A 14,222-nucleotide genomic window follows, 5' to 3' on the forward strand; every position below is an offset into this window, starting at 1 on the left:
AGGTGCGTCGCAGTGAATATTCAGATTGAAGTAAAGGACGACTTCATTATTGGTAAGTTTACCGCGATGGCCAGTCCCTGTGAGGTATTGATTGACAGTCAAGACACTGAGTTAGCGCGGTTATTGGTTCAACTCGCGCAGCAAGAAGCTGCGCGCATTGAAGCAAAGTATAGCCGTTACCAACCAACCAGTGTGCTTAGTCGACTGAATCAAAGCAATGGTGCTGCGATTGAAATTGATGCAGAAACATTCCGCCTGCTTGAGTTTGCCGATACATGCTATGCGCTGAGTCAGCAACGCTTTGATATTACCTCTGGGGTATTACGCAAAGCATGGCGGTTTGACGGGTCAAGTCATCTGCCAACTCCGGCACAGGTCAATGCGTTGCTACCTTATATTGGTTGGCAACGTGTAGAGTACAATGAGCAAGTTATTCGTTTACCACAGGGATTTGAATTAGATTTAGGCGGCATAGGTAAAGAATATGCCGTTGACAACGTAGCCGCAATTTGTGCGGCGCACGCGCCGGACACCTCAGTGCTCGTTAACTTCGGCGGTGATATTCAGGTCACACAGCCACGCCGCAACCAGCAACACTGGGTAGTTGGTATTGAAAATCCCACCCCACAGAACGATCAACAACGGGCAGTAAAAATTTTGGGGGGCGGATTAGCAACCAGCGGCGATGCACGACGGTTCTTACTCAAAGATGGCAAACGCTATGGGCACGTTCTCAACCCTATGACAGGCTATCCAATTGAAGGTGCGCCACGCTCTGTAACCGTCGCTGCAGCACATTGCACTCAGGCAGGCCTATTAGCGACTCTCGCATTACTGCAAGGCTCGTCAGCCGAATCGTTTCTACAGCAACAAAATTGTCAATATTGGTGTTATTGGTGATTGAGCTTCAAGAACAGAGAAATGTTGCGTATGAAAGAATTCGTCTTTTGGGTCACGAGGCCGAACACCAGAAAAAAATGGCGCGTGTGGAAGGATTCACCTCTCCGGTCACCGGGCCGAACGCTCTAGCCATAGAATATTCGAAAGAAAGAAATGGCGCGTGTGGAAGGATTCGAACCTCCGACCGCCTGGTTCGTAGCCAGGTACTCTATCCAGCTGAGCTACACACGCGCTGTACATTTTAATTTAGCGTAAATTACCAGTTAAGCAAGTGGCGCGTGTGGAAGGATTCGAACCTCCGACCGCCTGGTTCGTAGCCAGGTACTCTATCCAGCTGAGCTACACACGCGTACAAGCAAAATGGCGGAGAGGGAGGGATTCGAACCCTCGATACGCGCAATACGTATGGTTCCTTAGCAGGGAACTGGTTTCAGCCACTCACCCACCTCTCCAAAATGTGGAGTCGCAGTTTAATGATTCACAAGGGGAAGTCAAACCTTTTTTAGCGCTAAAACTGCGGGTCGCGGATATTTTAACCAATTGATTCAAAAAGCTTCATTAATTGTTCAGTTTCACACCAAAACGGCAAATCCCCAGAATAAAAAAGGGCCGAGCGCGGAAAGCTGCTCGGCCCCTTAACCACTTGCAGAAAGTTTATTCGTTGCCGGGATTTTTTGCTGCGTTACCACCTTTTTCAGCTTGGATCCGCATATAAATCTCTTCACGGTGCACAGAGACTTCTTTCGGAGCATTTACGCCGATTCGAACCTGATTCCCTTTCACTCCCAAAACGGTGACGGTTACTTCGTCACCTACCATTAATGTTTCACCTACACGACGGGTCAAAATAAGCATTCTATTGCTCCTGTTCCTTAACGATTAAGTTCAAGTCCCTATCTACAAACGCTAATTACTCAGCTCTAGCAATTAACGACAGCGCTCCATGTGGCTTGATGTCACTGCAAACCACTCGGCCTTTTTTATAACTTTTCCTGTAACCAAGTATTAACTGAATTCAGCGCTTTTGCCAAATTTTCTGGCTGGCTACCACCTGCTTGTGCCATATCAGGGCGACCGCCACCTTTACCACCGACTTGAGCAGCAACAAAATTGACCAATTCACCGGCTTTCACCTTGCCAGTCAAATCGTTGGTAACCCCAGCAATTAAGCCTACTTTGCCATCGCTCGCGGTACCCAAACAAATAATACCTGAGCCAATCTTATTTTTCAGATCATCCAAAATACCTCGCAAAGCTTTGCTTTCAATGCCTGGCATTTCGGTCACTAAAACTTTAACTCCATTGATCTCAGTTGCTTGCGACAGCACATCTGCGCCTTTTTGCGCGTTGAGCTTTTGCGTTAATTGTTGATTGGCCTTCTCTAGTTCACGATTGCTGTGTAATACAGCTTTAATTCGCTCTACCAAGGCATTTGGATCAGCCTTGACCAATTGAGCGGCTTGCGCAACTCTGGATTGTTGCTGTTGCACGTAGCCGAGTGCGGCCTCACCGGTAATCGCTTCAATACGTCTCACGCCTGATGCAATACCACTTTCGGATACGATCTTAAACAAGCCTATTTCTCCAGTGCTCGTCACGTGCGTACCGCCACAAAGCTCGGTCGAGAACTCGCCCATACTCACTACACGAACTTCATCATCATATTTTTCGCCAAACAGTGCCATTGCGCCAGCAGCCTTTGCGTCTTCAAGTGCCATTAAACGTGTAGTTAAGGCATGATTGGCACGTACTTGCTGATTGACCATGCGCTCGATTGTTAGCAATTGTTCTTCAGTTACCGCTTCAAAATGTGAGAAATCAAAGCGCAATTTATCACTGTCCACTAAACTACCTTTTTGATTCACATGCTCACCCAGCACTTTTCTTAACGCGGCATGGAGTAAGTGTGTTGCACTGTGGTTTAGCTTAATACTTTGACGTAAGGCTGCATCAATGGTTGCGGTTACCGTATCACCCACTTTTAGGGTGCCTTGCACATTACCCTTATGCGCAAAGGCACTACCAAGCTTGACTGTATCGACGATAGTCACCGCAGCGTTCGGTGCCGCAAGCAATCCTGTGTCACCGACTTGGCCACCTGATTCAGCGTAGAACGGGGTGCTATCTAGAATAATTAACGCTGCGCTGGCATCAGTCACTTGTTCCACCTGCTTGCCGTCAACAATGATTGCTTCAATGGTACTGTTCGATTCCAGTTGCTCGTAACCAGTAAACTGGGTCACGCTATCCACGCTAACAACATTTGCGTAATCAGCGCCGAACTGACTGGACTGCTGCGCGCGTTTACGCTGCTGCTGCATATTCTCTTCAAACCCAGCTTCATCAATACTGAAGCCTTTTTCACGCGCCACATCGGCAGTTAAATCAGCCGGAAAGCCATACGTATCATAAAGCTTAAACACCACATCACCAGGCACTGTATCACCGCTCATGTCCTCTAACGCCTGATTCAATAAATTCATCCCGCGCTCAAGGGTGCGACTGAATTGTTCTTCTTCAACGCGTAATACTTTTTCAATCACCACGCGTTGTTCAACCAACTCCGGATAAGCCTCTCCCATTTGCTGGCAAAGCACCTCAACTAGGCGATAGAAGAAAATGTCGCTGGCCCCCAGTTTATAGCCATGTCTGACCGCACGGCGAATGATGCGACGCAAAACATAACCGCGTCCTTCATTGGATGGCATCGCACCATCACAGATTAAGAAACTACACGAACGAATATGGTCCGCAATCACGCGCAATGACTTATCTTCCAAATCAGTGGTACCTACAATCTCAGCTGCACCCTTGATCAAAGCTTGAAATAAATCGATTTCGTAATTGCTATGTACGTTCTGCAAGATTGCGCTGATCCGCTCTAAGCCCATCCCTGTGTCGATCGATGGGCTGGGTAGTGGCTGCATTTCGCCATCAGCTTGGCGATTGAACTGCATAAAGACCAGATTCCAAATCTCGATAAAGCGATCACCATCTTCCTCTGGACTGCCTGGAGGACCACCCCAAATATGTTCACCGTGGTCATAAAAAATTTCTGAGCAAGGACCACAAGGGCCTGTATCTCCCATAGACCAGAAGTTGTCTGAGGTAGAAATACGGATAATTTTTTCCGCTGGGATACCGATATCATTGAGCCAAATGTTGTATGCCTCGTCATCTTCTGAGTAAACAGTGACTAGCAGCTTTTCTTTTGGCAGCTTTAATTCTTCGGTTAAGAACTGCCAAGAAAACGCAATTGCTTGCTGTTTAAAATAATCGCCAAAGCTAAAGTTACCCAACATTTCAAAAAACGTATGATGACGTGCGGTATAACCAACATTATCTAAGTCGTTATGCTTGCCACCGGCGCGTACACAGCGTTGTGACGACACCGCGCGCGTATAGGAACGCTTGTCTGTGCCTAAGAACACATCCTTAAACTGGTTCATACCCGCATTGGTAAATAGCAGGGTTGGATCATCATGGGGGATCAACGAAGAGCTCGCCACTTCTTGGTGACCATGTTTGGCAAAGAAATCGATAAACTTCCGTCGAATCTGAGCAGTTGATAGCGTCATGAAAAATCCTGTCTGATAGAAAAATTAAAAGTCGCTGCGACTGGCGCAAGCCCCCGCATTCAAGGGCGCAAAGATAGCATGTTTTACTGTGCGCTGTTAAGCGTCAGATAAAGGATCCGCGTGGATCGCGTAATTTATTTGCTCAAAGGAGAATCCGCGCCCAACTAAAAACCGCTGTTGCTTTTGTTTGCGTTTCGCATCTGTCTCAATGGTTGCACCAAATTTCTTTATTTTAACCGTCCTGGCCAATTCCCACCAATCAATCTCTGCATTGTCTAACGCTTGCTGGATTATCGGCTTCGCGACACCATTTTGCTGCAACTGTTGTTGTAGCCGCAATGGTCCATGCCCTTTATATGCAGCCGATCGTACCATCATTTCAGTGTAGCGCTGATCGGACTGCAGGCCTTGCTCTGTTAAACGTTCAATAACCTCGGCAACGGTTTTTTTAGCGAATCCATTTTGGGATGACTTGCGTAATAGTTCGAGTTGACTGTGTTCACGACGACTCAGTAATCGCACCAACGCATGATAAATTTGTTGTTTATCGTCTTCAGGGGCATTATTTATCAAGCAAAAACAACCTTAAACTGAAATAAATTACTCGTGCAGTATACCCAAAGTGACCATGAATTTAGCGCTTAAATCGGTTCCATCTATTCGTCATTGCAATCGTGAACGCTGGAACAGATTGTCGGCTGCAGCACCGCCATTTCTGCACTATGACTTTTTACAGGCACTGGAGACCAGCAAGAGCGTGGGCCGTGATACGGGGTGGCAACCTAATTATCTGATTGTGGTTGAACCAAGCTCGCAGCGCGAAATCGCCTACATACCCGCGTTTTTAAAAGACCATAGCTATGGTGAGTACGTTTTCGATCACGCTTGGGCGAATGCGTATCATCAACACGGCCTGGCGTATTACCCCAAATTGTTGATTGCTGTGCCCTTTACACCCGTTACCGCGAGCAAGTTGCTTTGTGACGAACAAGACACGGCAAGGATTGCTGCCTATTTACCTGCTGCAATTGCTGACTATTGCCAACACTATCAATTATCGTCTTTCCACTGGTTGTTTGACAACTGCTTAGACTCCGCGCTAGATGAATCTGTACTCCCCCTACGCCTATCGGTGCAGTTCCAGTGGCAAAACAACCAGTACATCGACTTTGAGCACTTTTTACAGCGGTTTACGTCTCGCAAACGCAAAGATATCCGTAAAGAGAGAAATAAAGTTGCGCAGCAAAACGTACGCATCGAGCGCTACAATAATGCCCAAATCTCAGCTCCTTTGATGGACTTTTTTTATCGCTGCTATCAGTCTACGTATCTTAAACGCAGCGGGCATGCAGGTTATCTCACAGCAGATTTTTTCTCTCAGCTTTGTGATATGTTAAAGGATTCGTTGATGCTGGTACTCGCCTATCAAAATGATCAACCTGTCGCCGCTGCATTGTACTTGTACAATCAGTCCGGCTTATATGGTCGCTATTGGGGGACGTTGGTAGACATTGACAGTTTGCATTTTGAATGTTGTTACTATCAAGGCATTGAATTCGCTATCGAACAGCAATTGCCCCTGTTTAATCCGGGGACGCAAGGAGAGCACAAGTTACTGCGCGGGTTTGAACCCATATTTTGTCAGTCTTACCATCATTGCTGCGAACCTGCTTTTCAACGAGCGGTGATTGATTTTACCGAGCAAGAACGCCACTCAGTTGAGGCGTATCATGCTCAACTTCAGGCGGTTATGCCATTTAAGAAAACAGAGTGACAAGCCATAAATTCTGGTCAAGTCACCTCAAAAACACAGGAATATCATGAAAAAATCAGTATTAGCTTTAACCATTGCAGCAAGCCTTGGCTTAGCTGCGTGTAGCCCAAAATCAACAGAGCAAGTAGCCAGCGGTGGGTCAGCGCCTGAAGCAGCACAAGCCCCAGTAAACGCAGCCGCTGAGATTGGCTCTTTTGGGGTTGATTTAACCGCCCGTAATGAGGCGGTTAAACCTGGTGACGACTTCTTTATGTATGCTTCAGGCACGTGGTATGACAACTATGAATTGCCGGCTGATAAAACCCGCTTTGGCGCATTCACTGCGTTAGCTGAACGCAGTGAAGAACAGGTCAAAAGTATCATTGACGATTTAAACAGCAGTGACAACCTTAGCGGTGAGGCAAAACTCATTGCTGACTTTTATCACAGCTATATGAATACGGAAACGCTCAACGCCAAAGGTATCGCGCCGATTCAATCACAGCTTGACGATATCGCTGCCATTGAATCTGTCACCGATCTCACCCGCGAATTTGGCAAAGCCTGGTTGACAGACAGCAATTCTCCCTTGTGGGCCGGCATGTGGTATGACCGCTTAGATCCAAATAAATACCAAGTGAATGTCGGCGTGGGTGGATTAGGCTTACCTGATCGCGACTACTATTTAAGTGAAGACGAACGTTTTGTGAAAATTCGCGAAGCCTATCAAGCGCATATTGCTGAAATGCTTGCGTTTACCGGCAGCGAGACAGCCACTGAGGATGCTGCGGCAATTTTAGCCCTTGAAACCAAAATTGCTGAAATCCAATGGCCACGGGAAAAACGCCGTAACCGCGATTTAACCCTGAATCAAATCGACCGCAGCGAGCTGGCAGACGCCTATCCCTATTTCGATTGGAATGTATTTTTTGAACCCACAGGTTATCAAGTACCCAATCTAAATGTGACGCAACCAGAGCCGGTACGCGGCGCGATCAACTTGATCAATCAGGAACCACTCGAAACTTGGAAAGCGTATCTGCAGTACCATACGATCAGCAATAATGCTGAACTACTGTCTGAGGACATCTATAACGCCAACTTTGCGTTCTTCGGCACTACTCTGAACGGTCAGCAAGAGCCGCGTGACCGCTGGAAGCGTGCGGTAAGCCAAATGTCAGGCACCGAATCACTGGGTTTTGCAATTGGTAAAGTCTACGTCGAGCGTTTTTTCCCTGAAAGTTCAAAAGCTCAGATGGCAGAGCTTGTCGAAAACTTACGAACAGCGTTGGGTGAACGTATTGAAAACCTCGATTGGATGGGCGAAGAAACCAAGAAAAATGCACAAGCTAAACTGGCTGCGTTCAATCCGAAAATCGGATACCCGGATGTGTGGGAAAGTTTTGACGGTTTAGAAATTTCACGTGACGACCTAGTCGCCAATGTGCAACGCATTCGCCAGTTCTTCCAAGATAAATCAGTTGCCCAAGAATTAGAGCCAACCGATCGTAACCGTTGGGGCATGACACCGCAGCGCGTTAACGCTTATTACAACAGTTCCTTCAACGAAATCGTATTCCCCGCAGCCATATTGCAACCGCCGTTTTTCGATCCTAACGCCGATCCGGCAGTGAACTACGGTGCTATTGGCGCTGTTATTGGACACGAAATGGGGCATGGATTTGACGATCAGGGCTCTAAATCAGACGCCAATGGCATCCAGCGCAATTGGTGGACTGATGAAGACAGATCCGCCTTTGAAGCTAAAACACAGCAGTTAATCGCGCAATACAGCGCGTATGAGCCTATTGAAGGTAACTTCGTCAATGGTCAAAACAGCTTAGGTGAAAACATTGGCGACGTCGGTGGACTGGCGATGGCCTATCATGCCTATAAGCTTAGCCTCAACGGTGAGGAAGCGCCGGTAATTGATGGTACTACTGGCGATCAACGCTTCTTCCTTGCGTGGGCTCAGGTGTGGAAAGAAAAACGCACTGAAGAGAGCATGTTGAACCAATTGCGTGGTGGCACACACTCACCTGGCCGCTATCGGGCATTAGCGCCGCGCAATCATGATGCGTGGTATGAAGCCTTTAATGTTCAACCGGGTGATGCGTTGTACTTAGCGCCAGAAGAACGCGTGCGTATTTGGTAAGAGTTTGACCAACCGTTAACCATAAAAAAAGGGAGCCGCGGCTCCCTTTTTATTTATAAGACAATCACTTATGCGCTTTTTGCCGCAGTTTTAGTTGCTGGCTTTGCGTTTAGTTTAGCTACTGCTGCAGTCAATGCATCGATTTTTGCATTTAGCTCTTCGATTTTTACATCAGCATCTGTCTTGTTTAGACCCAATTTAGTGCGCACGGTCTCAACACGAGCGTCAAGATCAGCTTTAGCTGTAACTGAAGACTTAACTTCTGCAACTTTTGCTTTACCTTGCGCTTCGATTACTTCACCTTTCGCTACTAACTCAGCAAACAATTTGTTTGAATCAGCAGAAAGTGTGTCAAAACGACCTTTAACTTCTTCAATGCCTTTACCGTATGCACCAATACCCGCTAACCAGATGTTACGTGCGATTTCTTCAGCGTTAGCAGCAGTTTGTTTAATCATTTCGATATTGTTGTTCATAATAGTCTCTCCAAAAATGTAAAATAAAATGAATGTTTCGCTTGATGGTGTGAAGAATAAAGATCACAGTTAGAAATCGCATACTAATTAATCATTTATTCAAATAAATATTGTAACCACCTGTTTTTAAAGGGTTTAAATTTGTCACTTTCACCAATTATATTTTGGAACGGCAATAAGTCTCCGATCCGACGACAATATGAAAAAGCGTTAATTGCGTTATGCCTAAACCTCGCAGATGGCTGGGACTCGCGCGTTATTATCGATGAAACTGACTACCCGCGTGCTGAAGATGAAGGCAATATCTTTGCTAACGGGTGTGACGTGCTAATCACTGTTGATGGCAATCAAAAGTTTGCTGGAAAACCGTATATCAAAATTAACACGCCACTGTGCAAAGATTTACTGAGTCATCGCTTAGTAATAACGAGAAAAGACCAACTGGATACCTTTTCACCGGATCTGACTTACCAGCACTTACAACGATTAACTGCGGGGATCCCTGCCACTTGGGCAGATGCAGATATTCTGCGGAGTAATCATTGCCAAGTTTATGAATACGGCAATCTTGAACACATACTTCAGGCACTTGAGAATGGGCAATGTGACTATGTCCCGCTTGGAGCGAACGAAATTGAAGCCATATTTAACGAGTATGATTGCACCGGCCGTGGACTTGTCATCGAGCCCAATCATGTCATTCACTATCCCTTGCCGTTAGTTTTTTTGATTAATCCCAAACGCTCCGATGTAGCCCAAAGGGTTGACTCAGGACTTTTAAAAGCGATGCAATCAGGTGCATTTGACACATTATTTAATGCTCATTTTCCTGCAGTGTTTACGCGTCTTAATGTCGCAAGGCGCAAGTTACATCAATTCTTGAATCCGAATCTGACTTGACTCTATTCCCCCGTTCTTATTAACTAAGGTTAAATAGCACTACTTTCAGGGACGATCAAATATGTTACTACGTTTACTGCTGACGCTAACTACAGCATGCTCAATGACAGTGCAAGCTGGCTTTATTAAATGGGAATCCCACCGTGCGTTTGTTTCTAACTACTATGGAACAGCAGGCTTTGTTGAAGAAAATTTTCACGGAATTGCCAATGGCACTTCACTACGCGGGCAAATGATTAATGGCATCACTTACTTAGCCCCATTCGGGATTGGTGTAGGCACAAACCCTGACTCGCGTATTCGGGTTGGGATCCAAAATTCCAGTGGTGCCGTTGATGGATTTACCACGCAAACATTGCATATCCAATTCCAATCTCCCGTACAGGCCTTTGGTATTTTAGCCTACGAAGATCATCAGGGTCAGTCGGGCCGCAGTGTATGGGATCTACAAGTCAGTAATGCTGCTGCTGGTATTGCGCTGTTTAGTACTCAAATTACCGATACGCCTGCAATGACCTGGAATAGCGCGTTTCTTGGCATTTCCAACACATCTGCTACCGACTTTCGCTTGCGCAGGACCTTTTCTGATTTCAATACACCGTGGTCACTGTTTGAAATTACTTACCTTGCGGCCCCTGCCAATCAAGTGCCTGAGCCTACAACGGCTTTGATTTGGTTTATCTCCCTTTTGGGAATACTCGCGGTTAACTTTCGTCGCAACATCAAGCGCGGGTATGAACTAATTGGGTAAACGCATACAAACACTTAATCACCAATAAATTAGAGCGCTTCAATGTTGAATCGAAATACCTGTTACAAACTCGGTTTGGTGGTAATGTGCGCTGCATGTTTCCTGTTGCCGATATCCTTATACAGGGTTACGAATTCAGCTGTGTTCGCTTTGATATTCGGATTTTCTGAGTATGTCCTGTTGGTTTACTTGCTGCTGGGTTGGTTAGGCAAAGAGTTGAGAAAAAATAACCCACTCAATGAATTAGCCGAGGCTTGGGAATGGAACAATCCTTTTGAAACGCAGACAAAAACCGCGCATTCGATACTCGTTGTGCTGCTCGGATTATCGATTTCCATGTGCGCCTTGTACTTCAGTTATGCCTACTTTTGGCTATTTAACCTACACCTATTTATTCTAAGCCTAACTCTAAACGCCCTAGCTTATAAGCTTAGTGTTATGCAAAAGGTGTAAGCTTAGAAGTATCGATCCTAGTGGGCAACACTACTTCTGCCAAACCAGTAAGTGATTATTGGCTGGCATAGCATAGATCTTACTAAGTTTGAGAGGGTAAGCCCAGTCGATGAGCTCTTCTACATCGCGATAGCCACCATAGCCTTGCGCCAATAGGCGCTGGTGAAACGCTTGATTACTGGCACTGGTAAAACGGCCTTGGTGAGTAAATGGACCGTACTGACACAATACGCCTCCGTTAGGCAAACGCTCAGCAATCAATGCCATCATTTGATTCACTTCTTCCCGCTGCATAATATGCGCAGTATTAGCGGTAAAAACCGCATCAAATGTGTCACTTGGCCATTCAGTCTGGCCAATAGAAAATGGTAGCGGAGCGAGCATATTGGCTTGCGGAAAGGCTGTCAGACGCATGGACAAACGGTGTAAATATTCGCCCTGCTCGGTCGGTTGCCATACTAAATGCGGGAGGCTTTGTGCAAAGAACACGGCGTGTTGCCCTGTTCCCGAACCAATTTCTAACACACGATGCACTCTCGCGAAGTGGACCTTCAGTTCAGCGAGAATGACCGCTTTGTTGTTTTCACACGCCTGACTATAGGGAAGTTCTTGTTGCATGAGCTCAGCTAGTCATCCAGATTCGGCATTAGCCACTTGCGCGCCTGATCCAATGACCAATCCTTGCGTAAGGCGTAGTCTTCTAATTGATCCTGCTGGATCTTGGCAACCGCAAAATAGCGCGCGCTTGGATGGGCGAAATACCAACCCGAAACTGACGCGCCAGGCCACATAGCATAGCTTTCCGTCAACTTCATGCCGGTATGCTGTTCAACATCCAACAAATCCCAAATTTGTTGCTTTTCTGTATGCTCTGGACAAGCCGCGTAACCAGGCGCGGGGCGTATTCCCTGATATTTCTCTGCGATTAAAGCCTCGTTATCGAGTTGCTCCTCTGGCACATAACCCCAATAGCGTTTGCGTACCTGTTGATGTAAATACTCAGCAAATGCCTCAGCCAAACGATCACTCACCGCTTTCACCATGATCGCATTGTAATCATCACCGTCTTGCGTGAATGCATTCGCGAGGGCATCTTCTTCCACACCTGCTGTAACCGCAAATGCGCCGATATAATCAGTGTAACCACTGTCTGCTGGCGCAACAAAATCGCTCAAACAGTAATTGGGCTTATCGCCCTTGTGGGTTTGCTGACGTAAGTGATGACAGCGCAGTTTTGGCTCTGCCCGCGACTCGTCGTGATAAACCACTATGTCGTCTTCCAGTGCGTTAGCTGGGAATAACCCAATAACGCCTTTCGGCATGAGCAATTTTTCTTCGACAAGCTTATCTAACATTTGATTAGCATCGGCAAATAACTGCTGAGCCTCCTTGCCAACAACCTCATCCTCTAAAATGCGCGGGTATTTGCCCGCCAACGACCACGTCATAAAAAAGGGTGTCCAATCAATGAAGTTGCGCAGCGTTTCAATATCTGCAGTAACCGGTGTAACGCCTAACTGCTGCGGTTTGACGGGAGTGAAACTTGTCCAGTCTGCTGAGAATTTATTCGCCCTAGCCTGTGCTAATGTGACCGGTTTAGTGCGCGGGCGCTTATTCGCGTGTTGTTCTCTTACTTTCGTATATTCGGCATCTAACTGTGCCACATACTCTTGCCGCGTCGTTGCAGAAATCAATTTTTGACAAACGCCTACGGCGCGACTTGCATTAGGCACATAGACCACAGGACCTGAATAGTTTTGTTCAATTTTAACCGCCGTATGGGCTTTAGAGGTTGTTGCCCCGCCGATCAACAAAGGAATATCAAAGCCCAAACGCTCCATTTCACTGGCGACATATACCATTTCATCGAGCGACGGGGTTATTAAACCCGACAAGCCTATCATGTCTACTTGTTGGGCCTTGGCTTCTTCCAGTATTTTGGCGCAAGGCACCATTACACCGAGGTCGATAACTTCAAAGTTATTGCACTGCAACACAACACCAACGATATTTTTACCGATATCGTGCACATCGCCTTTCACCGTAGCCATTAGGACTTTGCCATTACTACCACTGCCACCGGATTTCTCAGCTTCAATAAAGGGTTGTAAGTGAGCCACAGCCTTTTTCATTACACGCGCAGATTTTACCACCTGCGGTAAAAACATCTTACCTTCACCAAACAGGTCACCCACAACATTCATGCCGTCCATTAACGGGCCTTCTATCACATGCAGTGGCCGTTCGGCGGCTAGGCGCGCTTCTTCTGTATCTTCTATAATGTAGTCACCGATCCCTTTGACTAATGAATGCTCCAGCCGTTTGGCAACGGGCCATTCACGCCAGGATAGGTCTTCCACCGCAGCAGCTTTGCCGTCCCCCTGATACTTCGGAGCTAGATCAAGCAGTCGTTCGGTAGCATCGCTGCGCCGGTTAAGGATCACATCCTCCACTGCATCGCGCAGTTCAACTGGGATCTCATCATACACTTCCAGCTGCCCGGCATTCACGATCCCCATATCCATTCCGGCACGAATAGCATGATAGAGAAAGACTGAATGCATGGCTTCGCGCACTGGATTATTTCCGCGAAATGAAAACGAAATATTGGACAACCCGCCAGAGACATGCACATGCGGTAAGGTTTGTCGGATCCGTCGCGTGGCTTCAATGAAGTCAACTGCATAACTATCATGCTCTTCGATCCCTGTTGCAACGGCAAAGATATTGGGGTCAAAAATAATGTCTTCGGGCGGGAATTTAACCACTTCCGTCAGAATTTTATAGCTCCGTGTGCAAATCTCGACTTTACGATCTTCAGTATCTGCCTGGCCTTTTTCATCAAACGCCATGACCACGGTGGCAGCACCGTACTTTTTTATCAAACGAGCTTGGGCAATAAAGGATTCTTCGCCCTCTTTCAAACTAATGGAGTTAACAATAGCTTTGCCCTGCACACACTTTAAGCCTGCTTCAATCACTTCCCACTTCGACGAATCCAGCATGATGGGTACACGGGAGATATCTGGCTCAGCCGCAATCAAGTTCAAAAACTGCACCATCGCCGCCTTTGAGTCCAACATTGCCTCATCCATGTTGATATCAATAATTTGCGCGCCGTTTTCGACTTGCTGGCGTGCCACATCCAATGCAGCTTCAAAATCGCCACTGAGAATTAAACGCTTGAATACAGCCGAGCCTGTGACGTTAGTGCGCTCACCCACATTGATAAAAGTAGCTATCTCTTCGGTCACAA

12 protein-coding genes and 3 tRNA genes are annotated in these 14,222 nt (G+C 46.7%); 6 read left to right on the forward strand and 9 right to left on the reverse strand.

The genetic code is table 11. From position 1 onward, the window contains the following. The first annotated feature begins 66 nt into the window (after nucleotides 1-66). Nucleotides 67-900 (forward strand): FAD:protein FMN transferase, encoded by an 834-nt coding sequence (locus AC121Z_RS11680; RefSeq protein ID WP_498128233.1) that lies wholly within the window; start codon nucleotides 67-69, stop codon nucleotides 898-900. 154 nt (nucleotides 901-1,054) lie between these two features. Here the strand turns inward: AC121Z_RS11680 and AC121Z_RS11685 are convergent. From AC121Z_RS11685 to AC121Z_RS11710, 6 genes are all read right to left on the reverse strand, one after another. Continuing rightward, nucleotides 1,055-1,131: transfer RNA gene (locus AC121Z_RS11685), tRNA-Arg, on the reverse strand. A 41-nt stretch (nucleotides 1,132-1,172) separates the two neighbouring features. After that, nucleotides 1,173-1,249 (reverse strand) — tRNA-Arg (locus AC121Z_RS11690). A gap of 12 nt (nucleotides 1,250-1,261) precedes the next feature. Continuing rightward, nucleotides 1,262-1,352, reverse strand: a tRNA-Ser gene (locus tag AC121Z_RS11695). Between the two features lie 202 nt (nucleotides 1,353-1,554). Next, a complete protein-coding gene (csrA, locus tag AC121Z_RS11700) occupies nucleotides 1,555-1,755 on the reverse strand; it encodes a carbon storage regulator CsrA (protein ID WP_100655764.1) in 201 nt (66 codons plus the stop codon). A 125-nt stretch (nucleotides 1,756-1,880) separates the two neighbouring features. Beyond that, complete coding sequence (gene alaS, locus AC121Z_RS11705; protein WP_498124196.1) at nucleotides 1,881-4,478, reverse strand: alanine--tRNA ligase; 2,598 nt, start codon at nucleotides 4,476-4,478, stop codon at nucleotides 1,881-1,883. Between the two features lie 96 nt (nucleotides 4,479-4,574). Next, a complete protein-coding gene (locus AC121Z_RS11710) occupies nucleotides 4,575-5,051 on the reverse strand; it encodes a regulatory protein RecX (protein ID WP_498124197.1) in 477 nt (158 codons plus the stop codon). A 55-nt stretch (nucleotides 5,052-5,106) separates the two neighbouring features. Between AC121Z_RS11710 and AC121Z_RS11715 the strand changes: the two genes are divergently transcribed. Together AC121Z_RS11715 and AC121Z_RS11720 are read left to right on the forward strand one after the other, a co-directional pair. Continuing rightward, nucleotides 5,107-6,252 (forward strand): GNAT family N-acetyltransferase, encoded by a 1,146-nt coding sequence (locus AC121Z_RS11715; protein ID WP_498124198.1) that lies wholly within the window; start codon nucleotides 5,107-5,109, stop codon nucleotides 6,250-6,252. A gap of 46 nt (nucleotides 6,253-6,298) precedes the next feature. Continuing rightward, nucleotides 6,299-8,386, forward strand: a complete 2,088-nt coding sequence (locus AC121Z_RS11720) for a M13 family metallopeptidase (RefSeq protein ID WP_498124199.1) — start codon at nucleotides 6,299-6,301, stop codon at nucleotides 8,384-8,386. 68 nt (nucleotides 8,387-8,454) lie between these two features. Here the strand turns inward: AC121Z_RS11720 and AC121Z_RS11725 are convergent, their stop codons facing one another. After that, nucleotides 8,455-8,862, reverse strand: coding sequence for a phasin family protein (locus AC121Z_RS11725; protein WP_498124200.1), 408 nt, complete (start codon nucleotides 8,860-8,862; stop codon nucleotides 8,455-8,457). Nucleotides 8,863-9,003: 141 nt separating this feature from the next. Here AC121Z_RS11725 and AC121Z_RS11730 point away from each other — a divergent pair, with 141 nt between their 5' ends. The 3 genes from AC121Z_RS11730 to AC121Z_RS11740 all read left to right on the forward strand — a co-directional run bounded on the left by AC121Z_RS11730 (nucleotide 9,004) and on the right by AC121Z_RS11740 (nucleotide 10,966). Further along, entirely contained in the window at nucleotides 9,004-9,762 is a 759-nt protein-coding gene (locus AC121Z_RS11730; RefSeq protein ID WP_498124201.1) for a transporter substrate-binding domain-containing protein, read from the forward strand. Between the two features lie 61 nt (nucleotides 9,763-9,823). Further along, nucleotides 9,824-10,513, forward strand: a complete 690-nt coding sequence (locus AC121Z_RS11735) for a hypothetical protein (protein WP_498124202.1) — start codon at nucleotides 9,824-9,826, stop codon at nucleotides 10,511-10,513. A gap of 141 nt (nucleotides 10,514-10,654) precedes the next feature. Further along, on the forward strand, nucleotides 10,655-10,966 hold the full coding sequence (locus tag AC121Z_RS11740) for a hypothetical protein (RefSeq protein ID WP_498124203.1): 312 nt from the start codon (nucleotides 10,655-10,657) through the stop codon (nucleotides 10,964-10,966). A 30-nt stretch (nucleotides 10,967-10,996) separates the two neighbouring features. Here the strand turns inward: AC121Z_RS11740 and AC121Z_RS11745 are convergent, their stop codons facing one another. Beyond that, on the reverse strand, nucleotides 10,997-11,584 hold the full coding sequence (locus AC121Z_RS11745) for a DUF938 domain-containing protein (RefSeq protein WP_498124204.1): 588 nt from the start codon (nucleotides 11,582-11,584) through the stop codon (nucleotides 10,997-10,999). 8 nt (nucleotides 11,585-11,592) lie between these two features. Continuing rightward, nucleotides 11,593-14,220: a methionine synthase gene (metH, locus tag AC121Z_RS11750; RefSeq protein ID WP_498124205.1), complete on the reverse strand. Its 2,628-nt coding sequence runs from the start codon at nucleotides 14,218-14,220 to the stop codon at nucleotides 11,593-11,595. Between the last annotated feature and the right edge of the window lie 2 nt (nucleotides 14,221-14,222).

Source organism: Alteromonas sp. DYW1, from assembly GCF_059752595.1.